This is a genomic window from Azospirillum griseum (assembly GCF_003966125.1).
Taxonomy (GTDB): Bacteria; Pseudomonadota; Alphaproteobacteria; order Azospirillales; family Azospirillaceae; genus Azospirillum; species Azospirillum griseum.
Genome location: NZ_RXMA01000001.1, coordinates 95,299 through 119,343 on the forward strand (window position 1 = coordinate 95,299; position 24,045 = coordinate 119,343).

Consider the following 24,045-nt stretch of genomic DNA (forward strand, 5'->3'; position numbering starts at 1 on the left):
GCAATCAAGCGAGTTGCGCAGGAAACGCCGCAACTGGCCGAACGGATGCGCCGACGCCGAACTTTGGTTTTGGCAAAACACGCCATAGGCCATAGGTCTCCCGATCCGATATTCCACGAAAGGCAATGGGAGATTGTCTGAGCCATTCAGTCTTCGGTAAGGAATTTGGCGGCATGATCGGGTCAGTGAAACCCCTTGCGTGGCGTCATTCCTCCGTGCCCACGGCCACAGCCCCTTCCCAATCCTCTCCATCCGTCTTCCGGCTTGACCAGCTGGCGGAGGTGCTGGACCGCCACGCCCGCTGGGTCAAAGGTCAGCCGGGAGGTGCCCGCGCCAACCTCGCCATGGCCGATCTTGAAGGGGCGGATCTGTCGCAGCGTGATCTTCGCGGCGCGCGTCTCGTTGGGGCGAAGCTGACGCGGAGTCGCCTGCACGGCACCAATCTGGCCGGAGCCGATCTGTTCGGCGTTGATCTGCGCGACGCCGACATCAGCCGCGCCAACCTGATGCAAACCGACCTGCGCGGCGCGCGTCTGCGATCGGCTGATTTCTCCAACGCCAACCTGAAAGGGGCCGACCTGCGGTCCGGCACGCTCGAGCCTGGAGGAACCGCGCGGCGCGGTTCCGGTCCCGATGCGCAGGACGCGGAAGCCGCGAAGCTGGTCCACAAGGTGGCGCTGGCCCACATCCATGGTGAGGCGTTGATCCCAAGCCAAGGCGTGCCGACCGACCTGACCGGGGCTGTTCTGGTCGGGGCCAACCTGACGGAAGCCGATCTGTCCGGTTCGCTGCTTCAGAACGCCGACCTGACCGGGGCCAATCTGGAGCGCGCCAATCTGACCGGCGCGCGCCTGAACGGGGCGAATTTGTCCGGTGCGTCGCTGGAGGGTGCGCGCTTCGACAACGCCGACCTGATCGGCACGCGCATGGCCGATTGTGACCTGTCGCAAACCACGTTGGGCAGCGCGCAGTCCCCCCGCCCGATGGACAGCATGCGGTCGGAGTTGCAGCGCGTCATCTTCGATCACGAACGCTGGATCGACAGCTTCGGCAAACGCGGTGAACGCGCGGATCTGGACGGAGCCGACCTGTGCCGCGCCGATCTGCGCGATGTCAACCTCAGCGCCGCGTCGATGCGCGGGGCGAATTTGGCTGCGGCGTCGATGACCGGAGCGCGGCTGATGATGGCCGATTTGTCGGGGGCCAATCTGGAAGGGGCCAACCTGATGGGGGCCGACCTGTCCGGGGCCAACCTCAGTTACGCTGTGCTGACGGGAGCCGATCTGACACGGGTGAAACTGGGTCCGGCGGCGATCAAGGATCCGTCGGGCCGATCCACCGGGCGGTCCTGGGCGTCCAACCTGATGGGGGCCGACCTCCGACGGGCGCTCCTGGTCAACACCTGCCTGGCGCAGGCCAACCTGTCCGAGGCCAATCTGGAAAACGCCGAAATGGACGGGGCCGATCTGGACGGGGCGAAACTGCAACGCGCCACCCTGCCCCGCAGCTTGCCGCCGCGCCGCTGAGCCGTTTGGCGCGCTCCACCCAAATCCCATGAGACCGTCCAGGCCACAAATCAGGGCAGGCCACATATCAGGGCGTGACCAAATCAGGGCGTGACCAAATCAGGGCGTGACCAAATCAGGGCGTGACCAAATCCGGCAAGGTGATCCGCACCGTTGTGCCAACGCCTGAAATGCTGTCAACCACCAACGCACCGCCATGGGCTTCGATGAAGCGTCGGGCCAACGGCAAGCCAAGTCCGGTGCCGGATTCAGACTTGGTGAGATAATTTGTCACCTGCCGGAACGGTTCCAGAGCAATCCGCACCTCATCCTCCGACATGCCGATGCCGGAGTCGGTGATCGTGATGATCGCCCCGCCGCCTTGCGGTGCCGCTGCCGCTTCCATCCGAACCGTTCCTCCGCCGGGAGTGAATTTGATGGCGTTGGACAGAATGTTCAGCACGGCCTGACGCAACCGCACTCCGTCGGCCATCACCATCACCGTCGGATCGATGGGCGCCATCGTCACCGAAACGCCCTTGCGCAGCGACAGCGCTTCGACCAATCCCAGACAATCGGTCAGCACCTCACCCAACACCACACGGGACCGGACCAACTCCAACTGACCGGCCTCGATCTTGGCCATGTCCAGCAGTTCGTTCACCAAGCCCAACAGATGGCGGCCCGACTGATGGATCGCCTGGATGTATTCGGTGTGTTTGGCCGATGGCGCGCCGAACACTCCCGACAGGATCGCCTCGGCAAACCCCAGAATGGCGTTCAGCGGTGTGCGCAGCTCATGGCTCATGTTGGCCAGAAACTCACTCTTGGCGCGGCTGGAGGCTTCGGCATGCTCCTTTTCCGCCACCAACCGCCGCCTTTGCTCCATCAGCAAGGCATCACGGGCGCGCCGCATCTCCTGCTCAGCCTTGCGGCGGCGGCGGAAGGAGCGCGACACCAACAGCGCCAGCGACAGCGTCGCCAGACAAGCCAGAACACCACCCCCGACCACCGCCAGCCGCGTCGCCGCCAGCCGCCCCGTGACCAATTCGACCGGCACCCCCAACGCCACCGACCATTGCGTGTCGGCCGATCGATGGACCACCGTGTAAACGTCGCTGCCGTCCTTGGTCTTGGACAGGAACAACCCGCGTTCGTTCGCGGTCAGATAGTTTTCCAGCGACGGCGTGATCCGCTGCCCGAGATAGGCGGCGGCATCGCGTGAACGAGCCGCAATCAACATGGCCGGATCGATGACGGACACCGTCCAATCCCCGGGCAGCTTCCGGGTCTTCAAGACATCGGCCAACCCCTCCAGACCAACGGCCAAGGACATGACGTAACGCACCTGATCGTCCGCAAAAATCGGGCTTCGCAGAACCAGGGACGAGCGCCCCGGCGGTCCACCCGGCGGCAACACCCCACCCACCACCGACCGCCCCGTCACCACCGCCTTGCGGGTCACATGGTCCAGTCGTGGCGGCGGCAAAGGTTGAACCCCCAACGGGTAATGGGTGTGAAACAGGAAGCGGTTGCTTTCCGCTCCGATCAATCCCATGGCCAGCCAACCATTCTGGCTGTGGGAGGCGGCGGTGGCTTGGGAGTACAGCGCGGGAAGATTGTCCACCTCCGCCTGACAAAGCGCGGTCAGCAGCTCCAGCGGACGGATTTGACTGGCCAACTCACGATCAACGCTTGCCGACAGGGATTGCGCCATGCCGCGCAGGTCCGCCTCCAACTCGGCCTGCTGGCGGTCGTCCAGCATCCAGATCATCACAGCCGCAAAAAGCAGCAGCGGTGCCGTCACCGCCAACCCAAGCGCCAGGAAAGAGGTGAGCGGACGCACCCGTTGACGCTCCTGCTGTGAAGGCCCCGCCCGCGTCGTTCCGTGAAACGGTGATCCGATCAAACTATCGCTTACGCTGCCCCGGTCAGCAAGCGCGTCAACTCCACCGCCGTCTTGACCCGCATCTTTTCAAAGACATGGGCGCGGTGCACCTCGACCGTGCGCATGCTGATGCCCAGCTCATCGGCGATCACCTTGTTCAACCGACCGGCCACCACCAGTTCCATCACCTGCCGTTCGCGCTGGGTCAGGGTGGCGATGCGGGCGGCAAGCCCGGCCTGCCCGGCCTCACGGGCGCGCTGGTCGCGGTCGAACGCCAGCGCGTCGATGACCCGATCCACCAGTTCATTGTCGTTGAACGGTTTCTCGACAAAGTCGCGGGCACCCTTCTTCAGCGCCCCCACCGCAATGGGCACATCGCCGTGCCCGGTCAGGAAGATCACCGGCATCCGGCAATTCTGCGCCAGCAGCCGGTCGAACAGTTCCAACCCGCTCATGCCGTCCATGCGGATGTCGAGCAGCAGGCAACCGGACAGATCCGGCGACCACGCATCGAGAAACGCCTGCGCGGATTCCCAGCCGATGACCGGCACGTTGCGCGACTGGAACAACCAGCCCAGCGCGTCCCGGATCGCCTCGTCGTCGTCGACGATGTGCAGGGTGGTCATTGGGCGGTCTCCACAAACGGGGCGGCGGCGGTCAGAACCGGCAGGGTGAAGAGAAAGCGCGTGCCGCCATCAGGGGCCGCTTCGAACCACAAACGGCCATGGTGATGCTCCACGATGGACCGGCAGATGTTCAGGCCCATTCCCATACCTTCGCTCTTGGTCGTGAAAAAGGGGGAAAACAGCCCGTCGGCGATGTCCGGGGCGATGCCGCAGCCGTGGTCGCGGATTTCGGTCAACAGCGCACCGTCGGCCGTGGCGGTGACGGTGGCGATCAGGCGGCGGTCGGCGCGCGGCGTGCGGGCCATCGCCTCGATCCCGTTGCGCATCAGGTTCAACACCACCTGCTGCAACAGGATGCGGTCGCCCGCCACCGGCGGCAGATCGGCGGACGCGGTCATCTCCACCCGCACCCCCAGCCGGGCGGCGTCCGCCCCCATCAGACCGACGCAATCCTCCAGCACCGTCGCCAGCGAACACGGGGCGACGTTCGGCTCGCTTTTGCGCACGAAGTCGTGGACGCGGCGCACGATCAACCCGGCGCGGCGGGCCTGAGCCGCCAGCTTGTCGAGCGCGGCGGCGACCTCCTGCGTGTCGAAGCGGTCGGAGCGCAGACGGTTCAGGCAGCCGGTGCAATAGCTGGCGATGGCCGACAGCGGTTGGTTCAGCTCATGCGCCAGGGTCGAGGCCATTTCGCCCATGGTGATGAGGCGGGAGGTCTGTTGCAGACGCTCCTGCTGCTGGCGCGCCAGATCCTCGGACTTTTTGCGTTCGGTGATGTCGAGGACCGATCCCATCCAACCGGTGTGCCGCCCGTTGGCGTCGATCAGCGGCGCTTCGTAGATCAGCGCGTCGAACCGTTCGCCGTTGGACCGGCGGAACCGCATCTCCAGCCCGCTTTCCGGCGCCCGCCCGGCCAACACCTCGCGGAACGCCGCCTCGGCCCGGTCCAGATCCTCCGGCAGCCAATAGGGCATCGGTGGGCCGCGCCCGACCATCTCTTCGGCCGACCAGCCAACCATCCGGCAAAAGGCCGGATTCACATAGGTGATACGCCCGTCGAGATCGCGGGCGCGCATGCCCACCGTCAGGCTGTCCTCCATCGCCTTGCGGAAGGCGTGCTCCTCCCGCAGCGCCTCTTCCGCCCGCAGCCGTCCGGCGATGTGGCGGCGCAGCGACCACAGGCTCCACAGGGCCGATCCGGTCAGGCCGAAGATCGCCACCACCAGGATCGTGCGGGTCGTGTTGCGGTCGTTGGGATAGGCGGTGATGACCAGCGACACGCCGTGACCGGGAGGATCGAAGGGGATGACGTGGTTGCGCGCCGAATCGGGCGGGCTGTCCGGCGCGGTCGGCCCCAACACCGACAGGCGCGATTTGGCTCCCAACACCGCGCCGCGCGCGTCGGTGATCTCCAACTGGTAACGCTGGGCGAACCACCAGGGCACGTGATGGGTCAGCATCGCTTCCAGCGAGAACACGCCGACCAGCGCCCCGACAAACACCCCGTTGCGGTGCAGCGGGAACACCGCGTCAAAGCCGACATCGTTGGCGTCGATCCGATAGGGGCTGCTGTAGGCGCGCAGGCCGGAGGAGCGGGCGATGCGGAAGGCGTCGCCGCGCGGCGTCTGCGCCAGAAACTCCGGCGTGTCGCCCTCCACCGCCCCGGTTTCCGGCGCGGCTTCGGCAGGCGGATGGACCAGCCGCGCCCGCCCCAGGGAATCGAGCCACAGCACCCGCTCGATGGCCGGGTTGGTGTTGACGATGATCGACGCCATGTCGGCGACCTGGACCTGATTGACCGCGTCGCGCCCCAGCGATTCGGCCAGCCGTTCCAACTTGTCCTCGTCGGAGGTCAGTTGGAACCGCATGTTCTGTTCGATCCACAGCGCGTCCTTGACCAACTCCGCCGCCTGCTCCTCGCGCTCGTTGCGTTGCAGCAGCCACAAAAAGGCCCCGAGCAGCACCACAACCAGCGCCATGGCGATGATCGGGGTGGCGTGACGGATGGCGCGCAGCGGACGCGGCGCAGCGGAATGTCCATGGCCGGACGACCGGTCGCTCCGCGAGAAAAAACGTGTTGCATCAAAGAAGTGTCTGAATCTGTCGCGCACGTCGTCACAGAAATCCGGGGTTGTGGGCGCGGTCTGCGGATTTCCACAATAGCCGCGCCGCACAGACTGTTGAAGAATGCAGCATAAGTTCGGGGTTGGACAATCCACCACACGAATATTCGGAAGAGAAGGGACGCACCCATGAAGCTCGTGACTCTCCTGTGCGCCGCTGCGGTCGGCTGCATGATGTCGGCCCCTGTGGCCTTCGCCCAGGATCAAATCCTCATCAAGTTCAGCCACGTCGTCGCCCAGGACACGCCCAAGGGCAAGGGGGCTGAAAAGTTCAAGGAACTGGCGGAAAAGGCCACCGGCGGCAAGGTGAAGGTCGAGGTCTATCCCAACAGCCAGCTCTACAAGGACAAGGAAGAGCTTGAGGCCCTTCAGCTGGGTGCCGTCCAGATGCTCGCCCCGTCGCTGGCCAAGTTCGGCCCGCTGGGTGCGAAGGAATTCGAGGTCTTCGATCTGCCCTACATCTTCCCGAACAAGACCGTTCTGCGCCGCGTGACCGAGGGTCCGATCGGCAAGCAGCTGTTCCAGAAGCTGGAATCGAAGGGCATCGTCGGGCTGGCCTATTGGGACAACGGCTTCAAGATCATGAGCGCCAACAAGCCGCTCATCAAGCCGGAGGACATGAAGGGCCAGAAGATGCGCATCCAGTCGTCCAAGGTTCTGGACGCCCAGATGCGCACGCTGGGCGCGCTGCCCCAGGTGATGGCCTTCTCCGAAGTCTATCAGGCGCTGCAGACCGGCGTTGTCGATGGCACGGAAAACCCGCCGTCGAACATGTACACCCAGAAAATGCATGAGGTGCAGAAGCACGCCACGATCACCGAGCATGGCTATCTCGGCTACGCGGTCATCGTGAACAAGAAGTTCTGGGACGGCCTGCCCGCCGACATCCGCACCGCGCTGGACGGCGCGATGAAGGAAGCGACCGCCTACGCCAACGACATCGCCCAGAACGAAAACGACGTGGCGATGGCGCAGATGAAGGCGTCGGGCAAGACCCAGTTCCGCGAACAGACCCCGGAAGAACGCGCCGCCTGGATGAAGGCCCTGATGCCGGTCCACAAGGACACTGAGTCCCGCGTCGGCAAGGACCTGATCGAGGCGATCAACAAGGAAGCCGCCGCCGCCGGCGTGAAGATGTAAGACAGCGCGTTCCGCTTCCCCCGTTTGGCCCCCTGTCTGGCCCCACCTTTCAGGGTCGGGCGGGGGCGGCCCGACCGGGCCAAGGGCCGGGGTGAGAGGAAGCGCGGTGCTTCCAGCCTGTCTCACCCCGCACGCCCATCACTGATTTTGCGCACACACCCGCCGATTCGCACACCGGCCTTTCCGCACTCCGGGGGTTTCCCGCCATGATTCTCCGTTTGCTTGATCGCCTGGAGGAAGCGTTGATCGCTTCCCTGATGGCGGTGGCGACGCTGGTGATTTTTGCCGCCGTTCTCCATCGCTACATCTCCGGCATCCCCGTTGTTCAGGATTACGTTCTGCGCTGGGATTTGTCCTGGGCGCAGGAGCTTTGCATTTATCTGTTCGTGTGGATGGCCAAATTCGGGGCCGCCTATGGCGTGCGCACCGGCATCCATGTCGGCGTCGACGTCGTCATCAACCGGATGCCGCCGGACCTGCACAGGAAATTCGTGCTGATCGGGCTGGGCGCTGGCGCGCTGTTCACCGGCATCGTCGGAACGCTGGGGGCCAACTTCGTCTACCACATCGCCCAGACCGAACAGGTCTCCGCCGATCTGGAAGCGCCGATGTGGCTGGTTTATCTGGCGATCCCGCTGGGGTCCTATCTGATGTGCTTCCGCTTCCTTCAGGTGGCCGTGGCCTTCATCCGCACCGGCGAACTGCCCCACCACGATCACGCCCATGTTGATGGCATCGACCCGGTCGAAGCCGCCAAGGAAGGAGGCCCGGCATGAGCGCGGCCATCATCTTCGGTCTTCTGCTGGTCCTGATGCTGACCGGCATGCCGATTTCGATTTCGTTGGGTCTGACCGTTCTGACCTTCCTGTTCACCATGACCGACGTGCCGATCAACGCCGTCGCCCTGAAGCTGTTCACCGGCATCGAGAAGTTCGAGATCATGGCGATCCCGTTCTTCATCCTGGCGGGCAACTTCCTGACGCATGGCGGCGTCGCGCGCCGCATGATCAACTTCGCCACCGCCATGGTCGGCCACTGGCACGGCGGGCTTGGTCTGGCGGGCGTCATGGCTTGCGCCCTGTTCGCGGCGGTGTCGGGGTCCAGCCCGGCCACCGTGGTCGCCATCGGCTCCATCATCCTGCCCGCCATGGTGGCGCAGGGCTTCCCGCGCAACTTCGGCGCGGGCATCATCACCACCTCGGGCGCGCTGGGCATCCTGATCCCGCCGTCCATCGTGATGGTGATGTATTGCGTGGCCACCACCGGCCACCCGCAAGCCCCGTCCATCGGCCAGATGTTCATCGCCGGTGTGGTCCCCGGCCTGATGCTGGCCTTCCTGCTGGGCTTCACCACCTGGTACCGCGCCCGCAAGTTCGGCTACCCCCGCCTGCCCAAGGCGACCGCCGCGCAACGCATCAACGCCCTGCGTGAAAGCTTCTGGGGCCTGCTGCTGATCGTCGTGGTGATGGGCGGCATCTACAGCGGCGTGTTCACCCCGACCGAAGCGGCGGCGATGGCGGCGGTCTACGCCTTCATCGTGGCGGTGTTCGTCTACAAGGATATGCCGCTGTCCAGCGTGCCGAAGGTGCTGCTGTCGTCGGCCAGCATGTCGGCCATGCTGCTCTACATCATCACCAACGCCGTGCTGTTCTCCTTCCTGATGACGTCGGAACAGATCCCGCAGGCGATGGCCGCCTGGATCATGGACCAGAACATGGGCGTCTGGGTGTTCCTGCTGGTCGTGAACATCATTCTGTTGGCCGCCGGCAACTTCATGGAGCCGTCGTCCATCGTCCTCATCATGGCCCCGATCCTGTTCCCGGTCGCCATGAAGCTGGGCATCGATCCGGTGCATTTCGGCATCCTGATCATCGTCAACATGGAAGTCGGCATGTGCCACCCGCCGGTTGGTCTCAACCTCTACGTCGCCAGCGGCATCACCAAGATGGGCATCACCGAACTGACCGTGGCCGTGTGGCCGTGGCTGCTGACGATGCTGCTCTTCCTGGGTGCCGTCACCTACATCCCGGCGATCACCCTGTGGTTCCCGCGTCTGTTGGGCTTCATGTAAGCACCAGCGGCGCGACCGGATCGCATCCGGTCCCAAAAGGTCCAACGCAACGGGCGCGGTCCATTCGACCGCGCCCGTTCGCGTTTGCGCGCCAAAAAAAATGGCACCGGCCGCCTGAAGAGCCGCCACGTCGCATCAACACCCCAACGCATCCTTTGCGTGCGGCGTCCTCCGTTTCTGTTACACTGCCGGGGTCGATGATCGTCCTTCCCCCCAAACCCATGCGGCGCGATGGCCACCCTTGCAGAAGCGCTGTCCATCGCGCTTGATCTTCACCAGGCCGGACGGTTGGACGAGGCGGAGACGCTGTACCGCCGCATTCTGACCGCTGCCCCCGGGCAACCCGACGCCCTGCATCTGTCCGGCGTGCTGGCGGGTCAGCGTGGCCGGACGGATCAGGGGATCGCCTTGATTCAAAAGGCCATCGCCCTCACGCCATCCGCCGCCGATTGCCGGATCAATCTGGCCGATCTGCTCCGCCGCACCGGTCGTCTGGCCCAGGCCGCCGCCCTGTACCGGCAGGCCCTGACCCTGAGACCGGATCGGGACGACGCGCTGGCCGCGCTGGCGCTGACCGCCGCCCGGTTGGGAAGCGGTCAAACCCCCGCCACGCAGGCCGCCAATTGGTATCGGTTGGCGTTGGCGATCCGGCCGGACTTTGTCGATGTCGTCGGCAATCTGATCGGGCTGTGCGAGGCCGATGCGGCGTTGACCCTGCTGTCCCGTCGCATCCGTCTTCGGGCGGACACCGACGCCTTGGCCGCCCGCGCCGCGCGCCGCCACCAGACCCAGGACAGCGCCGGGGCGCAGGCCGATCTGCGCGCCGCGCTGGCCCTGGCACCCGACCGCGCCGATCTGTGGCAGGAGTTGGGCGAAAGCCTGCACGGGGACGAGGCGTTCAGCGACGCCGTCAGCGCCCTGTCCCGCGCGGCGGCGCTGGCCCCCCACCGCTCCCCCGTCCGTCCCCGCCTTGGCCTGCTGCTGCGCACCGTCGGGCGCTTGGCCGAGGCCGCCGACCAGTACCGCCGCGTCCTGGCCGACAACCCCGACCACAGCGCCGTCCGCAGCGCCTTGTGGGAGGTGGAACGCGCGCTTGGCCTTCACGCTGCCTATCACGGGCATGAGGGGCAGGACGCCTTCGTCCATCGGACCTTCTTTCCCGATCGGACCGGCGGCGTCTTTCTCGACATCGGGGCCTATGACGGCGTCACCTGGTCCAACACCCTGTTTTTCGAGCGCGAGTTGGGTTGGACCGGCCTGTGTGTGGAGGCGTCCCCCACCCGCTTCGCCGCGCTCGCCCGCAACCGGCCCGGCCCGAACCTGAACATCGCCCTGGCCAATCGCGAGGGAGAGGCCGAGTTCCTCGACATCCTCGATGGACCGGCGATGATGGGGGGGCTCAGCGAAACCTTTGATCCCGGCCAGCGGGCCTTCGTCGACACCCTCATCCACGACAAACGGCTCATCACCGTGCCGGTGCGGCGGCTGGGCGCGGTGCTGGCCGAGCATGGCATCACCCATGTTCAGTATTGCTCCATCGACACCGAAGGGGCCGAGCGCAGCATCATCGAGTCCATCGACTTTTCCCGCGTCACCATCGACGTGTTTTCCCTGGAAAACCCGCCGGAGGATCCCGGCCTGCGCGCGCTGATGGACGGGCTTGGTTATGAGCGGGTGTGCCGCTTTTTCGGTGGGGACGAGGTGTATGCCCGGCGCGGGCTGCATCGCCACCCGCCAAGCCCTGCGTCTAGCATGGGTTGAAGCGGCGGCGACAACAGCCCTACACTCGCTGCCGCTTCTTTGTGCACGAACCCAGAGGGTCCCGCCGTGACGTCGTCGCCGTTCCTGCCCACCGCCTGCCCGCATGATTGCCCCAGCACCTGCGCCCTGGAGGTGGAACGGCTCGCCCCCGACCGCATCGGCAAGGTGCGCGGGGCGGCGGAGAACAGCTACACGGCGGGCGTGATCTGCGCCAAGGTCAGCCGCTACGCCGAACGGGTCCATTCGCCCGACCGGCTGAAAACCCCGCTGCTGCGCACCGGCCCGAAGGGATCGGGGCAATGGACCGCCATCGGCTGGGACGAGGCGCTGGACCGCATCGCCGACGAATTCCTGAAGGCCGAACGGACCTTTGGCGCGGAATCAGTCTGGCCGCTCTATTACGCCGGAACCATGGGGCTGGTGCAGCGCGGCAGCATCAACCGGCTGCGCCACGTCAAAGGCTATTCGCGCCAGACCAGCACCGTTTGCGACACCCCGGCCAACATGGGCTGGCTGGCGGGCTATGGCGACATCCGGGGGGCCGACCCCCGCGAAATGGCCGACAGCGACCTGATCGTGAATTGGGGCGGCAACCCGGTGGCCACGCAGGTCAACGTGATGACCCACATCAGCCGCGCCCGCAAGGGCCGGGGGGCGAAGCTCGTCACCATCGACCCCTACCGCACCGGCACCGCCGAGGTGTCCGACCTGCATCTGATGCTGCGGCCCGGCACCGATGGCGCGCTGGCCTGCGCGGTGATGCATGTGCTGTTCCGCGAGGGCTACGCCGACCGCGCCTATCTCGCCCGCCTGACCGCCGACGCCGACCGCTTTGAAGCTCATCTGGCCAGCCGCACCCCGGAATGGGCCGCCGCCATCACCGGCCTGACGGTGGAGGCGATTGAGGGATTCGCCCGGCTCTACGGCTCCACCCCGCGCAGCTATCTGCGCCTGGGTTACGGCGTCAGCCGCAGCCACAACGGGGCGGCCCAGATGCACGCGGTGTCCTGCCTGCCCGTCGTCTCCGGATCGTGGCAGCACAAGGGCGGCGGCGCGCTCTATTGCTCGTCGGGCATCTACCACATCGACCGCACCCTGTCGGAAGGGCTGGACCGGCAGGACACGCGGGTGCGCAGCTTCGACCAGTCGCGCATCGGCGCGGTGCTGACCGGCGACCCGCGCGACCTGACCAGTGGCCCGCCGGTCAAGGCCATGCTGATCCAGAACACCAACCCGGCGGCGATCTGCCCGGATTCCAACCGGGTGCGCCAAGGTTTCCTGCGCGAGGATCTGTTCGTCGCGGTGCACGAACAGTTCATGACCGACACCGCGCAACTGGCCGATCTGGTGATCCCGGCCACCACCTTCCTGGAGCATGACGACCTTTATCGCGGCGGCGGGCAGATGCACATCCTGATCGGCCGCAAGCTGATCGAGCCGCAGCACGAGGCGCGCGAAAACCATTGGGTGATCTCCGAAATCGCCCGCCGGGTCGGGGCCGAGCATCCGGGATTCGGCATGACCGCGTTGGAGATCATCGACGCCATGCTGAAAAGCTCCGGCCTGGGCGACGCCGAAACGCTGACCGGGGACCGCTGGATCGACGCCCAGCCGGATTTCGACACCTCCCATTTCCTCAACGGGTTCGCCTGGCCGGATGGCAAGTTCCGCTTCGCCCCCGATTGGGCCGCGCTTGGCCCCTATGGCGGCATGCCGGAACTGCCCGACCACATGCCGCCCGCCCGCGACGCCAACGCCGAACACCCGTTCCGGCTGGTGACGGCCCCGGCCCGCCAGTTCCTGAACACCTCCTTTGGCGAAACCGTCACCTCGCAACGGCGGGAAGGTCGCCCGACCGCGCTGATCCACCCGGAGGACCTGACCGCGCTGGCGTTGACCGACGGCGCGCCGGTGCGGCTGGGCAACACGCAGGGCAGCGTGGTGGTGCACGCCAAGCCCTTCGCCGGGGTGCCGCGCGGTGTGGTCATCGTGGAAGGCATCTGGCCCAACACCGCCTTTGTCGAAGGCATGGGCATCAACAGCCTGACCTCGCCCGAACCGATCCCCCCGGCGGGCGGGGCCGCGTTCCACGACACCGCCGTGTGGATGCGGGCGGCGTGATGGGGCTTCACTGAAAGTGAACGCCACCTTCTGAACAAGTCGTTGGTCGTGATGGCGCGGCGGCGGTAGCATCGCCCCAACCCTTCACGACCGCGACGGAGGCGGCGATGCCCGCGCACAGCGACTCTCTGGCCCGCTTGGGCCTGCCCTCCCCCATCATCCAAGCGCCGATGGCGGGCGGTGGGGACAGCGCCGCGCTGGTCGTGGCGGTGAACGAGGCGGGCGGGTTCGGCTTCGTCGGGGCCGCCTACCTCTCGCCCGCGCAGTTGACCGAGCGCGCGCGCGACATCCGCTCCCGCACCGCCCGGCCCTTTGGCGTCAACCTGTTCGCGCCGCAGCCCGAACCGACCGCGTCCGCTACGCTGACCGGGGCGGCGGTGGAGCGGATCGCCGGATTCTACGCGGAGCTTGGCTTGCCCGCCCCCAGCGCCCCGGCCTATCCCGGCGACGGATTCGCAGCACTGGTCCCGGCCATGCTGGACAGCGGGGCCGCCGTCTTCAGCGTCACCTTTGGCCCGCCCCCGGCGGAGGTGACGGCCGCCGCCAAGGCGCGCGGCATGCGGGTGATGGGAACCGCCACCACCGTGGCCGAAGCGGTGGCGCTGGAACAGGCCGGGGTGGACGCGGTGATCGCCCAGGGGGCCGAAGCGGGCGGCCATCGCGGCGGTTTCATCGGCGACCCGGCCACCAACCTGATCGGCACGATGGCCCTGGTCCCGCAGGTGGTGGACGCGGTGTCGGTGCCGGTCATCGCCTCGGGCGGCATCATGGACGGGCGCGGTGTCGCCGCCGCCCTGGCGCTGGGGGCGACCGCCGTTCAGCTCGGCACCGTCTTCCTGACCTGCGACGAGGCGGGCATTCCCGACGCGCACAAACAGGCGATCCTGTCCGCCACCGAGGACCAGACCCGCTTGACCCGCGCCTTTTCCGGTCGCCCGGCACGCGGCATCCTCAACCGCGTCATGACCACGGTGGAGGCCGCCGACGCCCCCGACGCGGTCCTGCCCTTCCCCCTGCAAAACGCCCTGACCCGCCCGCTGCGCACCGCCGCCGGTCAGCGGGGGCGCGCCGAGTTCCTGTCGCTGTGGGCCGGGCAAGGACTGCGGCTGGCCCGCCCCCGCCCGGCGGCGGAGGTGGTGGCCGCGTTGCTGGATGGCTGCGCGGCGACCGTGGAGCGGTTGGCGGGGGCGCGGCTGGCCGGGCGGTGAGACGGAACGGCGAAACGGGGCGGCGTCACACCGTCTCGTTCGCGTCCTCAACACTGACGCGGTTGCGGCCGTTGCGCTTGGCGCGGTAGAGCGCCTCGTCGGCCCGGCGGACCAGCGACAAGGAGTTTTCACCGGGCCGGAACTGCCCAACCCCGATCGACAGGGCGACGGTGCCGTAATTGGCGTTGCGCGCCTTGTTCACGATCTGCCGCCCGCCGACAAAGCTGCGGATCTGTTCGGCCAACCGGGTGGCGCTGTCCAGATTGGTGCGCGGCAGGATGATGGAAAACTCCTCACCGCCGTAGCGGGCGGCGGTGTCACGTCCCTTGATGCATTCAGTCAGCATCCGCGCCACCAGCTTCAGCACATGGTCGCCGACCAGATGGCCATGGGTGTCGTTGAAGCTCTTGAAATGGTCGATGTCCACCATCAGCAGCGACAGCGGTTGATCGTCGCGCCGGGCCTCCTCCATCGCCTCCAACAACATCAGGTCGAACGCCTTGCGGTTGGCGATGCCGGTCAGGCCGTCGGTCAACGCCTCCCGCCGGGCGCTGTCCAGGCTCACCCGCATTTCGGCCAGTTGGTTGCTGGATTCCTGGATTTGCGTCTGCAAGGCCAATTGGCGATCCACGATCCCCATCGTTTCGGCGGCGATGGCGGCGACCATGGCCCGCAACTCACCAAGGTTGAGCGGCTGCGCCAATTCATCCTGAAAGCCGACCAGGGCGTTGCCGTAGCGCTCCGTCTCCGACCCGACCGCCCCCAACTGCTCCAACACCCGGCCCAGGGCGTAGCGCGCGCGGTCGGAGGTTTCGCGAATCGCCTGCGCCTCGGCCTCCAGCGAAAAGAAGCGCTTGAACAGCTCCTCCGCCAGCGATTGGGACAAAGCGATTCCGTCACGGCTGGCGATGTCCACCGCGCGGGTCAGGTCCGGATTCAACCCGCTGTAATAAACAAACCACAGGGTGAAATTTTCAGGGTTGGGTGGCAAACGATCAGACAACATACGGTCCATAGCCTTCCTGGCTACGGCGATCACCTTGTCAAAATCGTCCGAACTGCCCACGGCCCTTGTCCCTTTGTGCCCGTTTGATTGCAAACGGTACGCGCGACGCATGGTCACGGCAAGGGAGTCTTTTCAATCGTTTGAACACGCCGCAAGTATTCACTCTGTACTCAAATGATCCGGGGCGGCGGAGATGATCCCGCCGCCCCGCACCACACTCAGCTCATGCTCGACTTGCCGCCATGGGCCGCCGACCAGCCGACCGGGTCGTTCAGGAACTTCTCGACCTCGTTCAGGGTGTTTTCGTCGAAATAGCGGTTCTCGCGGGCGACCTTCAGCACATCCCACCAGGTGCACAGCGCGTGCAGACGCACGCCGATGGCGTCCATGTTGACCTTGGACTGCGGGAAGATGCCGTAATGGAAGATGACAAAGGTGTCCGTCACCTGCGCGCCGCCGTTGCGCAGGGCGGTGACGAAGTTTTCCTTGCTCTTGCCATCGGTCGCCAGATCCTCGACCAGCAAAACGCGCTGCCCCTCGGTCAACAGCCCTTCGATCTGGGCGTTCCGGCCAAAGCCCTTGGGCTTCTTGCGGACATACTGCATCGGCAGTTCGAGCTTGTCGGCGATCCAGGCGGCAAAGGGAATGCCCGCCGTTTCACCACCGGCCACCGCGTCGATGGATTCATAGCCGATCTCGCGTTCGATGGTCGCCACGGCGAAGTCCATCAGCGCCTTGCGGGCGCGCGGGAAGGACACGATGCGGCGGCAATCGGTGTAGACCGGGCTGGCCCACCCGGAGGTGAAGATGAAGGGCGTCTCGGCGTTGAAATGCAGCGCCTTGATTTCCAACAAAATCTTGGCAGCGGCGGCGGCGATGGTCGCCGGATCGGACAGGCTGGACATCCTGGGATGGCTCCGAAGGTCGGGGGAATGCGGGTTTGGCCCCCTGTGTAACGGCGCGGCGGGCGATTCGCAACGGACGCCCACAAAAAAGAAGGCTGCGACGCCCACAAGACGCCGCAGCCAAAGGCGAGGGACGTGCCGACACGCACCTCGGGAGGAGATGGGAAACGCGGGTGGTCAGAAGACCCAGAGCTGTTCTGGCGGCAGATGCAGCCAATGCGATCCGGCGGCGAGCGGGCCACCGAAGGTGCGCAGGCTGAGGTCGCCGCAGCGGAAGACATGCTCCCACTGGCTGCCGAGATAGAGGGAGGTTTCCAGCGTCGCCTGGATGCAGTTCTCACCCTCGCCCGCCACAACCGCAACCTGTTCCAGACGGATCACGCCGGTGGCGTCCTCGCCCACCGCCTTGCCGCCGCGATCCTTGCCCCACAGGGCAAAGCCCGACAGCTCGATCTGCGTGTAGCCACCGCGCTTGTCCTGCACGCGGCTCTTGATCTGGTTGTTCGTGCCCATGAATTCGGACGCGAACAGGCTCACCGGCTCGGTGTAGAGCTGCTGCGGCGTGCCCGCCTGCACGATGCGCCCGCCGTCCAGCAGCACGATGCGGTCGGCGATGGCCATCGCCTCGACCTGATCGTGGGTGACGAACACGGCGGTCAGGTTCATCTTTTTGATGAGCGAGCGGATCCAGATCCGCGCCTCTTCACGCAGCTTGGCGTCCAGGTTGGACAGCGGTTCGTCCAGCAGGATGACCGGCGGGTTGTAGACCAGCGCGCGGGCCAGCGCCACGCGCTGCTGCTGGCCACCGGACATCTGGTGCGGGTAACGGTCGCCCAGATGGCCCAGCCCCACCCCTTCCAGCACGGCGGCGACGCGCTGGGTGATCTCGGCGCTGGGCACGTTGCGCAGGCGCAGGCCATAGGCGACGTTTTCGAACACCGTCTTGTGCGGCCACAGCGCGTAGGACTGGAAGACCAGACCCAGGCCGCGCTTTTCCGACGGCACGTTCAGACCGGCGGCCCCATCGAACACCGGAGAGTTGCCGATGGTGATGGTTCCCTTGGACGGCTCCTCCAACCCGGCGATGGAGCGCAGCAGCGTCGTCTTGCCGCTGCCCGACCGCCCCAGCAGGGCGACGATCTCGCCCTGGGCAAAGGTGGCGGAGATGCCCTTCAGGATGTGGTTGCTGCCATAGGACAGGTGCAGATCATCAATGGTGAGCTTAGCCATGGGAGCGTTTCCCGAAGAGCGACATCAGCAGCAGGCCGCAGCCGATCATCGCGATGTTGACGGTGGAGAGCGCGGTCACGAGGTCCACAGCCCCCGATCCCCAGAGCGACACCAGCAGGGAGCCGATGACCTCGGTGCCGGGGCTGAGCAGATAGACGCCGGTGGAGTATTCGCGCATGAAGGTGATGAAGATCAGCAGCCAGCTCGAGATCAGGCCGACCTTGATGAGCGGCAGCGTGAGATCGCGGCTGACCCGGCCCGCCGAGGCACCGACGACGCGGCCCGCCTCTTCCAACTCCGGCCCGATCTGCAACAGGGCACCGCTGACCAACCGCATGCCATAGGCCAACCACACCAGCGTGTAGGCGACCCAGATGGCGATCATGGTCTGGCGCATCGGCGACAGGAAGGGCGTGAACAGGAACACCCAGAAGATCGCCAAACCCGCCACCAAACCCGGCATGGCGCGCGGCAGCAGCACCAGATAATCCATCAGGCGGGTCCAGCCGGATTGCCAGCGGTGGGCGGCCAGATTGAGCACGGTGTAGACACCGACCGACAGCGCGCCGCCGACCGAGGCGATCAAAAGCGTGTTCACGATGCCGCGCACCAGATTGGGGAAGTGCATCAGCTCGCGGAAGTGATCGAGCGTCAGCACCTGCGACAGTTGGACCCCCTCGCCCCAGCTCGACACGAAGGCGCGCAGGATCAGGCCGCTGATGGGAACCACGACGGTGAAGGCCAGCCAGCAGACGATCAGCGCCACCGCCGGCCAGCGCCAGAACCCGATCGTCACCGGCTTTTGCGCCGACGCCTTGCCCTTGACCGAGACATAGCGGTTGGCGGTGCGCAGCAGATGGCGTTGCAGGGCGACCAGCGGCAGGGCGATGCAGATGATCGACACCACGACCACGGCCATCAGCTGATAGGACGGCGTGCCCAGCTTGTTGGTCAGCTTGTAGAGGTAGGTCGCCAGCACCAGGATGCCTTCGGGATCGCCCAGCACCAGCGGCAGGCCGAACAGCTCAAAGCCCAGGAAGAAGACCAGCACGGCGGCGTAGAGGATGTTCGGCATCACCATCGGCAGGCTGACGGTCAGGGCGACGCGCAGCGGCCCGGCCCCGGTCATCCGCGCGGCCTCTTCCACGTCCGATCCCAGGCTGCGCAAGCCGGACGAGGTGTAGAGGAAGACGTGCGGGACGTGCGTCAACCCGGCGATGACGATCAGCATCCATTTGGAATAGAGATACCAGGGGATGGTCCCCAGCCAGCTTTTCACCCACAGCGACACGATGCCCGCCGGGCCGAGGCTGACCACGAAGCCGAAGGCCAGCACCACCGACGACACGAACATCGGGACCAGGATCACCGGCTCGATCCAGCGGCGGCCCGGCAGGTCGGTGCGCACCATCAGAAAGGCCAGGATCGCCCCGACCGGCACGGCGATGGCGGTCATGCCAAAAGCGATGACGGCCGAATTCCACAGGGCGTCAAAGAAATCCTCGTCGTCCAGAACGAAGTCATAGGCCGAGAGGGTGAAGGCGGTTTTCGGTTGGAAGAACGGCCCGTCCAGAAAACTCTGGTAGACCACCAGCCCGATCGGGGCCAGCACGGCGATCGCCATGGCGACGATGACCGCGATGCGCGTGGCGCGGTTCATGGGGATGTTCCTTGGTGCGTGCCCTCAATCCCTCCCCCCGGCGGGGAGAGGGATGGGTGAGGGGGACGCGCGGCGACCGGCGTCCGGCGGATGGTTTTCCCTCTGTCGCCGTTCCTCTCCCCCATGGAGAGAGAGGAACAGGTCATCGGCGGGGGAAAGCGGGCAATCTCACTTGCCTTGCAGCGACTTCTGCCAATCCTTCAGGAACTTCAGGCGCTTGGCCTGGTCCAGATAGGTCAGCAGTTCCGGCCCGACCTGGATCGGGCGCAGCATGGATTCCGGCAGGTCGGCGGTCGGGTTGATGTGGGTCAGATCGGTGCGGATCGATCCCATGTAACGGGCGACCATCGCCTCCTGCCCCTGCTTGGACAGCAGGTAGTCCAGGAACAGCTTGGCGGCGTTCGGGTGACGGGCGGCCTTGGGGATGAAGGCGATGCGCGACATCACGATGGTGTAGTCGTTGGGCAGCACCACGCCGATGGAGGTCGGATCCTTCTTCTGCCGTTCCAGCACATAGGAGCCGATCATGTTGTAACCGATCGTGTGCTCGCCCGAGGTCAGGCGTTCGATCATGGCACCCGAGGAGGTGTAGAGCTTCACCCCGGTCTGGCCCATGGCCTTCACCAGATCCCAGGTGTTGCTGTTCGCCTGCGCGTCCTGGGTGATGTAGAGGAAACCGACGCCGCTGCGCTCGGGGTCATAGGACGTGACCTTGCCCTTGTAGGCGTCGGCCTTGGCGGTCAACAGCTTGGCAAGATCGGCGTGGGTCTTCGGCACGTCGGCTTCGGGAACCAGGCGCTTGTTGTAGGCGAAGACAATGGGTTCGGCGGTGGTCCCGTAGGCCTCGTTCTTCCAGTTCGCCCAGGCGGGCAGCGCCTTGGATTCCTGCGTGGCGTAGGGCTGGGCGTAGCCGTCGTTCACCAGCTTGATCTGGAGGTCCATCGCCGAGGACCACATCAGGTCAGCGGTGCCGGTGTTGGCGGCGGCCTCGCTGATGAAGCGGTTGTACATCTCGGTGGAGTTCTGATCGGCGTATTCCAGCTTGATCTTGGGATAGAGCGCCTCGAAGCCCTTCAGCAGCTCCGACACCGCCGAGGCGTCGGTCGCCGAATAGATGCTGAGGGCACCTTCCTGGTTCGCCGCCTCGATGATCTTGGCATAGGACGGGTCATAACCGGCGGGCACGCTTTGCGCCTGCGCCGTTCCGGCGGTCAGGCCCGGAACGGTGATGGTCAGGCTGACGGCGGTCAGGGCGGTGGCAACCAGAAGGGCGAATTTGCGGCTCATCGTCTTCCTCTCCTCAAAACGCTTGTTGTCCGACGCACCGGGGCGGATCACTGTCCCGTTGCGGGCGGGGTTGGTTGGACTTACAAGCGACTATAGGCGTCCAACCTGTCGCCAATCTGTCGCGGGTAAAAATTGTTTGGCGAACGGACGACCCGGCGCGAAGACCGGAAGGCCCAGATCAAAGGGAGACGGCCAGCGGCATGAGAATCCTGATTGTCGAAGACGACGCCGCGCTGGCGCGCGGGCTGGTCGGCTCGCTGAAGCTGGCCGGATACGCGGTCGATCACGAATCCAACGGCGAAGAGGCCGTGCGGTCCGAACAGGCGGAACCCTATGGGCTGGTCATTCTGGATCTGGGCCTGCCCGGCCTGTCGGGGTTCGAGGTGTTGAGCCGAATCCGGCGGCGTGGCTCCACCGTGCCGGTGATGATCCTGACCGCGCGCGAGGCGGTGGCCGACCGGGTGAAGGGGTTGGATCTGGGGGCCGACGACTACCTGCTGAAGCCCTTCGAACCCGCCGAGTTCGAGGCCCGCGTGCGCGCCCTGATGCGCCGGGGCCAGGGCTTGCCAACCCCCGAACTGGTGTGCGGCGGCCTGCGTTACGACCGCTCCACCGCGCGGGTGTCGGTGAACGGGCGGCTTCTTGATTTGCGCAAACGGGAATTGGCGGTGCTGGAGGGTCTCATCACCCGCGCGGGCAAGGTGGTGCCAAAAGACCGGCTGTCGGGCGAGGTGTTCGGCTTTGACGAACCGGTAGCCCCCAACGCCATCGAGCTGTACATCGCCCGCCTGCGGAAAAAACTGGAGCCGGACGGCCCGCAAATCCGCACGATTCGGGGCTTGGGCTATCTGATGGAACTGCCGGGATGACCGGAGGCGAAACCGCCGCCACCCGCCGCGCCCCTTCCCTGCGTCGCCGCCTGCTCACCCGGCTGCTGGTCCCGTTGGGGGCGCTGGCGGTGGGGTTGGGGGTGGGCGGGGCCGCCCTGATCCATGGCTTCGTCCAATCCACCCATGACCGCGTGCTCGCCGGGTCGGTGCTGGCCATCGCCGAGCGCCTGGCGGTGAACGACGACGACGGCGAGGTGACGGTGGATCTGCCCGCCGTCGCCTTCGGCATGCTGGAGAGTCAGGCGCGCGACAACATCTATTACAACGTGTCCCATCGCGGCGGCATCGTCACCGGCTATCTCGACCTGCCGACGCTGGATCCCGACACGCTGCCGCTGAACAGCACCCGCTTCCGTGACGACCGGTATCACGGCCACCCGGTGCGCATCGCCGCGCAGACCCGGCGTCTCTACGGCCAAAGTCAACCGATCCTCGTGCAGGTCGCGGAAACCACCGAGGGCCGGCGGGCGTTGGAGATCCGGCTGCTGCTGTGGTTGACCGTGCTGGAGTTGGCGCTGGTGGTGGGCAGCGGTGTCCTGGTCTGGGGGGCGGTGGGCCGGGGGCTGGCCCCGCTGCTGCGCCTGCGCCGGGTGATCGATTCGCGATCGGCCAGCGGATCGATGGCTCTGGTCCCGCTGCCGCTCGCGGTCGTCCCGCGCGAGGCGTTGCCGCTGGTCGTCGCCATCAACGGGCTGCTGGAGCGGCTCGACCAATCCATCGGGGCGATGCGCCGTTTCACCGCCGACGCCTCCCACCAGCTGCGCACGCCGCTGGCGGTGCTGCGCACCCATCTGGCGCTGCTGCGGCGGCACGGAACCGACACACCGGAGGGCCGCGCCGCGCTGGAGGATGTGGAGGGGGCCGCCCGGCGGTTGGAACGGCTGCTGACCCAATTGCTCGCCCTGGCCCGCGCCGACGAGGACAGCCCGGTTCCGCCCCCCGTCGAAACCACCGATCTGGTGCAGACCGCCGCCGACATCGCCGCCGAGCAGGTCCCCGCCGCGCTGGCCTGCGGCGTCGATGTGCTGTTCGACGCGCCGCCGGACGACGCCCCCCGGCTGGTCAACGGCAACGCGGTGTTGGTGGGGGAGTTGCTGGCCAACCTGATCGACAACGCCATCCGCTACAACCGCCCCGGCGGCAGCGTGGCCGTGCGGGTGATCGGCCCGGCCGACGCGCCGTCGCTGGAAGTGGAGGACGACGGCCCCGGCATCCCCGCCGACCAGCGGGACCGGGTGTTCGAACGCTTCTTCCGCCTGCCGCAAACGGCGGAGCGGGCGCGCAACGGCAGCGGCCTGGGGCTGGCCATCGTCCGCGCGCTCGCCGACCGGCTGGGGGCCGAGGTCGCCTTGCAGGACCGGACCGACGGCGGGCCGGGCCTGCGGGTGACGGTGCGGTTCCGCCCGGCAGGATCGGCGGCTTAACCCCGCCCGGCCAACGCGTCGCGCGTGTGCAGGGCGATCATCCGTTCCTCGTCGGTCGGGATGACGTAGACCGGGATGCGGCTGTCAGGCGTGGAGATGCGCGTTTCGTTGGCCGTGTTGGCGGCCTCGTCAATGCGCACGCCCAGCCACGCCAGCTTGTCGCCCACCCGCGCCCGCACCGGGGCGGAGCGTTCGCCGATGCCCGCCGTGAAGACAAAGGCGTCGATGCCGCCCAGCGAGGCGGCCAGCGCCCCGGCTTCCTTGGCGATGCGGAAACAGAACAGCTCCACCGCCTCTTGCGCGTGGGGATCGGCGCTGTCCAGCAGGGCGCGCATGTCGTTCGACACGCCCGACACGCCGAGCAGCCCCGACTTGTTGTAGAGCAGCTTTTCAATCGCCCCGGCGTCCAGGCCCTTTTCCCGCATCAGATAGATCAACACGCCGGGATCGATGGCCCCGCAACGGGTTCCCATCGGCAGCCCGTCCAGCGCGGTGAATCCCATGGTGCTGTCCACGCTGCGCCCGCCATGGATGCCGCACATGCTGGCCCCGCTGCCCAGATGGGCGACGACGACGCGCGCGTCGCGCAGGTCCGGCGCGATGTCCGGCAGGCGGCGGGCGATGTACTCGTAACTCAGGCCATGGAAGCCGTAGCGCCGCACCCCCTCGTCGGTCAGCTCGCGCGGAATGGCGAACATCCCCGACTGCCAGGGCTGGCCCCGGTGAAAGGCGGTGTCGAAGCAGGCGACCTGCGGCAAATCCGGGTGCGCGTCGGCCAAGGCCCGGATGGCGGCGAGGTTGTGCGGCTGGTGCAGCGGGGCCAGCGGGACCAGCCCGTCCAGTTCGGCCAGCACCTCCGGCGTCAGCCGCACCGGGGCGGCGTGGCGCACCCCGCCATGGACAACGCGATGCCCGGCGGCGATCAGCGTCGCCCCCTCCAGCCGCTCCTCGATCCAGTCCAGCAGATAGGCCAGCAGCGCCTTGCGGTCGCTGGCCTCCCCCGCCGTCCAGCTTTTGCCCGCCAGCGGCTGGCGCTGGGCGTCCTTGGCCTCGAACACCGGGGCGGTGCCGATGCCGGAGATCTGGCCGTTGATGGTCGCCACCGGATCGCCCTGCCCGCCGTCGCGGAAGACGGAGAATTTCAGGCTGGAAGACCCGGCGTTGATGACCAAAATCGCCTGTGTCATCGCGTCCCCTCCC

Annotated in this window: 18 protein-coding genes; 9 read left to right on the plus strand and 9 right to left on the minus strand. The window is 66.6% G+C overall.

The window, feature by feature from the left end; all coding sequences use genetic code 11:
• Window positions 1–215: 215 nt before the first annotated feature.
• Entirely contained in the window at window positions 216–1,526 is a 1,311-nt protein-coding gene (locus tag EJ903_RS00490) for a pentapeptide repeat-containing protein (RefSeq protein WP_246015029.1), read from the plus strand.
• Window positions 1,527–1,641: 115 nt separating this feature from the next.
• Here the strand turns inward: EJ903_RS00490 and EJ903_RS00495 are convergent, their stop codons facing one another.
• The 3 genes from EJ903_RS00495 to EJ903_RS00505 all read right to left on the minus strand — a co-directional run bounded on the left by EJ903_RS00495 (window position 1,642) and on the right by EJ903_RS00505 (window position 5,998).
• The gene (locus EJ903_RS00495) at window positions 1,642–3,351 is read right to left on the minus strand and encodes a sensor histidine kinase (RefSeq protein WP_246015031.1); all 1,710 of its coding nucleotides are present in this window, start codon (window positions 3,349–3,351) and stop codon (window positions 1,642–1,644) included.
• Between the two features lie 71 nt (window positions 3,352–3,422).
• On the minus strand, window positions 3,423–4,019 hold the full coding sequence (locus EJ903_RS00500) for a response regulator transcription factor (protein ID WP_126611117.1): 597 nt from the start codon (window positions 4,017–4,019) through the stop codon (window positions 3,423–3,425).
• Window positions 4,016–5,998: a two-component system sensor histidine kinase NtrB gene (locus EJ903_RS00505; protein ID WP_126611119.1), complete on the minus strand. Its 1,983-nt coding sequence runs from the start codon at window positions 5,996–5,998 to the stop codon at window positions 4,016–4,018. Before EJ903_RS00505 ends, EJ903_RS00500 begins: the two co-directional genes overlap by 4 nt.
• 273 nt (window positions 5,999–6,271) lie before the next feature.
• Between EJ903_RS00505 and EJ903_RS00510 the strand changes: the two genes are divergently transcribed.
• From EJ903_RS00510 to EJ903_RS00535, 6 genes are all read left to right on the plus strand, one after another.
• Window positions 6,272–7,282 carry a TRAP transporter substrate-binding protein gene (locus tag EJ903_RS00510; protein ID WP_126611120.1) on the plus strand — a complete coding sequence of 337 codons (1,011 nt, stop codon included), beginning with the start codon at window positions 6,272–6,274 and terminating at the stop codon, window positions 7,280–7,282.
• 206 nt (window positions 7,283–7,488) lie between these two features.
• A complete protein-coding gene (locus EJ903_RS00515; RefSeq protein WP_126611122.1) occupies window positions 7,489–8,058 on the plus strand; it encodes a TRAP transporter small permease in 570 nt (189 codons plus the stop codon).
• Entirely contained in the window at window positions 8,055–9,353 is a 1,299-nt protein-coding gene (locus tag EJ903_RS00520; protein WP_126611124.1) for a TRAP transporter large permease, read from the plus strand. Before EJ903_RS00515 ends, EJ903_RS00520 begins: the two co-directional genes overlap by 4 nt.
• 231 nt (window positions 9,354–9,584) lie before the next feature.
• Window positions 9,585–11,114 (plus strand): FkbM family methyltransferase, encoded by a 1,530-nt coding sequence (locus EJ903_RS27955; RefSeq protein ID WP_126611126.1) that lies wholly within the window; start codon window positions 9,585–9,587, stop codon window positions 11,112–11,114.
• 66 nt (window positions 11,115–11,180) lie between these two features.
• The gene (locus tag EJ903_RS00530) at window positions 11,181–13,235 is read left to right on the plus strand and encodes a molybdopterin oxidoreductase family protein (protein ID WP_126611128.1); all 2,055 of its coding nucleotides are present in this window, start codon (window positions 11,181–11,183) and stop codon (window positions 13,233–13,235) included.
• A 107-nt stretch (window positions 13,236–13,342) separates the two neighbouring features.
• Window positions 13,343–14,443 carry an NAD(P)H-dependent flavin oxidoreductase gene (locus tag EJ903_RS00535; RefSeq protein WP_126611130.1) on the plus strand — a complete coding sequence of 367 codons (1,101 nt, stop codon included), beginning with the start codon at window positions 13,343–13,345 and terminating at the stop codon, window positions 14,441–14,443.
• A 25-nt stretch (window positions 14,444–14,468) separates the two neighbouring features.
• On the opposite strand, the gene EJ903_RS00540 is transcribed toward EJ903_RS00535, so the two are convergent.
• From EJ903_RS00540 to EJ903_RS00560, 5 genes are all read right to left on the minus strand, one after another.
• Window positions 14,469–15,449, minus strand: coding sequence for a GGDEF domain-containing protein (locus EJ903_RS00540; RefSeq protein WP_246015033.1), 981 nt, complete (start codon window positions 15,447–15,449; stop codon window positions 14,469–14,471).
• A gap of 218 nt (window positions 15,450–15,667) precedes the next feature.
• Window positions 15,668–16,354 carry an orotate phosphoribosyltransferase gene (locus tag EJ903_RS00545; protein ID WP_126611134.1) on the minus strand — a complete coding sequence of 229 codons (687 nt, stop codon included), beginning with the start codon at window positions 16,352–16,354 and terminating at the stop codon, window positions 15,668–15,670.
• A 177-nt stretch (window positions 16,355–16,531) separates the two neighbouring features.
• Window positions 16,532–17,584: an ABC transporter ATP-binding protein gene (locus EJ903_RS00550; RefSeq protein ID WP_126611136.1), complete on the minus strand. Its 1,053-nt coding sequence runs from the start codon at window positions 17,582–17,584 to the stop codon at window positions 16,532–16,534.
• Window positions 17,577–19,244: an ABC transporter permease gene (locus EJ903_RS00555; protein WP_126611138.1), complete on the minus strand. Its 1,668-nt coding sequence runs from the start codon at window positions 19,242–19,244 to the stop codon at window positions 17,577–17,579. Before EJ903_RS00555 ends, EJ903_RS00550 begins: the two co-directional genes overlap by 8 nt.
• Window positions 19,245–19,412: 168 nt before the next feature.
• Window positions 19,413–20,531 carry an ABC transporter substrate-binding protein gene (locus EJ903_RS00560; protein ID WP_126611140.1) on the minus strand — a complete coding sequence of 373 codons (1,119 nt, stop codon included), beginning with the start codon at window positions 20,529–20,531 and terminating at the stop codon, window positions 19,413–19,415.
• Between the two features lie 200 nt (window positions 20,532–20,731).
• On the opposite strand from EJ903_RS00560, the gene EJ903_RS00565 reads away from it, so the two are divergent.
• Both EJ903_RS00565 and EJ903_RS00570 read left to right on the plus strand, forming a co-directional pair.
• Window positions 20,732–21,400, plus strand: a complete 669-nt coding sequence (locus tag EJ903_RS00565) for a response regulator (protein WP_126611142.1) — start codon at window positions 20,732–20,734, stop codon at window positions 21,398–21,400.
• The gene (locus tag EJ903_RS00570; protein WP_126611144.1) at window positions 21,397–22,845 is read left to right on the plus strand and encodes a sensor histidine kinase; all 1,449 of its coding nucleotides are present in this window, start codon (window positions 21,397–21,399) and stop codon (window positions 22,843–22,845) included. Before EJ903_RS00565 ends, EJ903_RS00570 begins: the two co-directional genes overlap by 4 nt.
• Here EJ903_RS00570 and EJ903_RS00575 read toward each other — a convergent pair.
• On the minus strand, window positions 22,842–24,032 hold the full coding sequence (locus tag EJ903_RS00575) for an acetate/propionate family kinase (protein ID WP_126611146.1): 1,191 nt from the start codon (window positions 24,030–24,032) through the stop codon (window positions 22,842–22,844). The genes EJ903_RS00570 and EJ903_RS00575 overlap by 4 nt on opposite strands.
• Window positions 24,033–24,045: the final 13 nt, after the last annotated feature.

What these genes read in the sequence shown, in the direction of transcription:
- EJ903_RS00540 (WP_246015033.1), bottom strand. Translation starts at nt 15,449, where the DNA reads ATGTTGTCTGATCGTTTGCCACCCAACCCTGAAAATTTCACCCTGTGG.
- EJ903_RS00560 (WP_126611140.1), bottom strand. Translation starts at nt 20,531, where the DNA reads ATGAGCCGCAAATTCGCCCTTCTGGTTGCCACCGCCCTGACCGCCGTC.
- EJ903_RS00535 (WP_126611130.1), top strand. Translation starts at nt 13,343, where the DNA reads ATGCCCGCGCACAGCGACTCTCTGGCCCGCTTGGGCCTGCCCTCCCCC.
- EJ903_RS00520 (WP_126611124.1), top strand. Translation starts at nt 8,055, where the DNA reads ATGAGCGCGGCCATCATCTTCGGTCTTCTGCTGGTCCTGATGCTGACC.
- EJ903_RS00550 (WP_126611136.1), bottom strand. Translation starts at nt 17,584, where the DNA reads ATGGCTAAGCTCACCATTGATGATCTGCACCTGTCCTATGGCAGCAAC.
- EJ903_RS00500 (WP_126611117.1), bottom strand. Translation starts at nt 4,019, where the DNA reads ATGACCACCCTGCACATCGTCGACGACGACGAGGCGATCCGGGACGCG.
- EJ903_RS00505 (WP_126611119.1), bottom strand. Translation starts at nt 5,998, where the DNA reads ATGGCGCTGGTTGTGGTGCTGCTCGGGGCCTTTTTGTGGCTGCTGCAA.
- EJ903_RS00570 (WP_126611144.1), top strand. Translation starts at nt 21,397, where the DNA reads ATGACCGGAGGCGAAACCGCCGCCACCCGCCGCGCCCCTTCCCTGCGT.
- EJ903_RS00515 (WP_126611122.1), top strand. Translation starts at nt 7,489, where the DNA reads ATGATTCTCCGTTTGCTTGATCGCCTGGAGGAAGCGTTGATCGCTTCC.
- EJ903_RS00510 (WP_126611120.1), top strand. Translation starts at nt 6,272, where the DNA reads ATGAAGCTCGTGACTCTCCTGTGCGCCGCTGCGGTCGGCTGCATGATG.
- EJ903_RS00565 (WP_126611142.1), top strand. Translation starts at nt 20,732, where the DNA reads ATGAGAATCCTGATTGTCGAAGACGACGCCGCGCTGGCGCGCGGGCTG.
- EJ903_RS00545 (WP_126611134.1), bottom strand. Translation starts at nt 16,354, where the DNA reads ATGTCCAGCCTGTCCGATCCGGCGACCATCGCCGCCGCCGCTGCCAAG.
- EJ903_RS00575 (WP_126611146.1), bottom strand. Translation starts at nt 24,032, where the DNA reads ATGACACAGGCGATTTTGGTCATCAACGCCGGGTCTTCCAGCCTGAAA.
- EJ903_RS27955 (WP_126611126.1), top strand. Translation starts at nt 9,585, where the DNA reads ATGGCCACCCTTGCAGAAGCGCTGTCCATCGCGCTTGATCTTCACCAG.
- EJ903_RS00555 (WP_126611138.1), bottom strand. Translation starts at nt 19,244, where the DNA reads ATGAACCGCGCCACGCGCATCGCGGTCATCGTCGCCATGGCGATCGCC.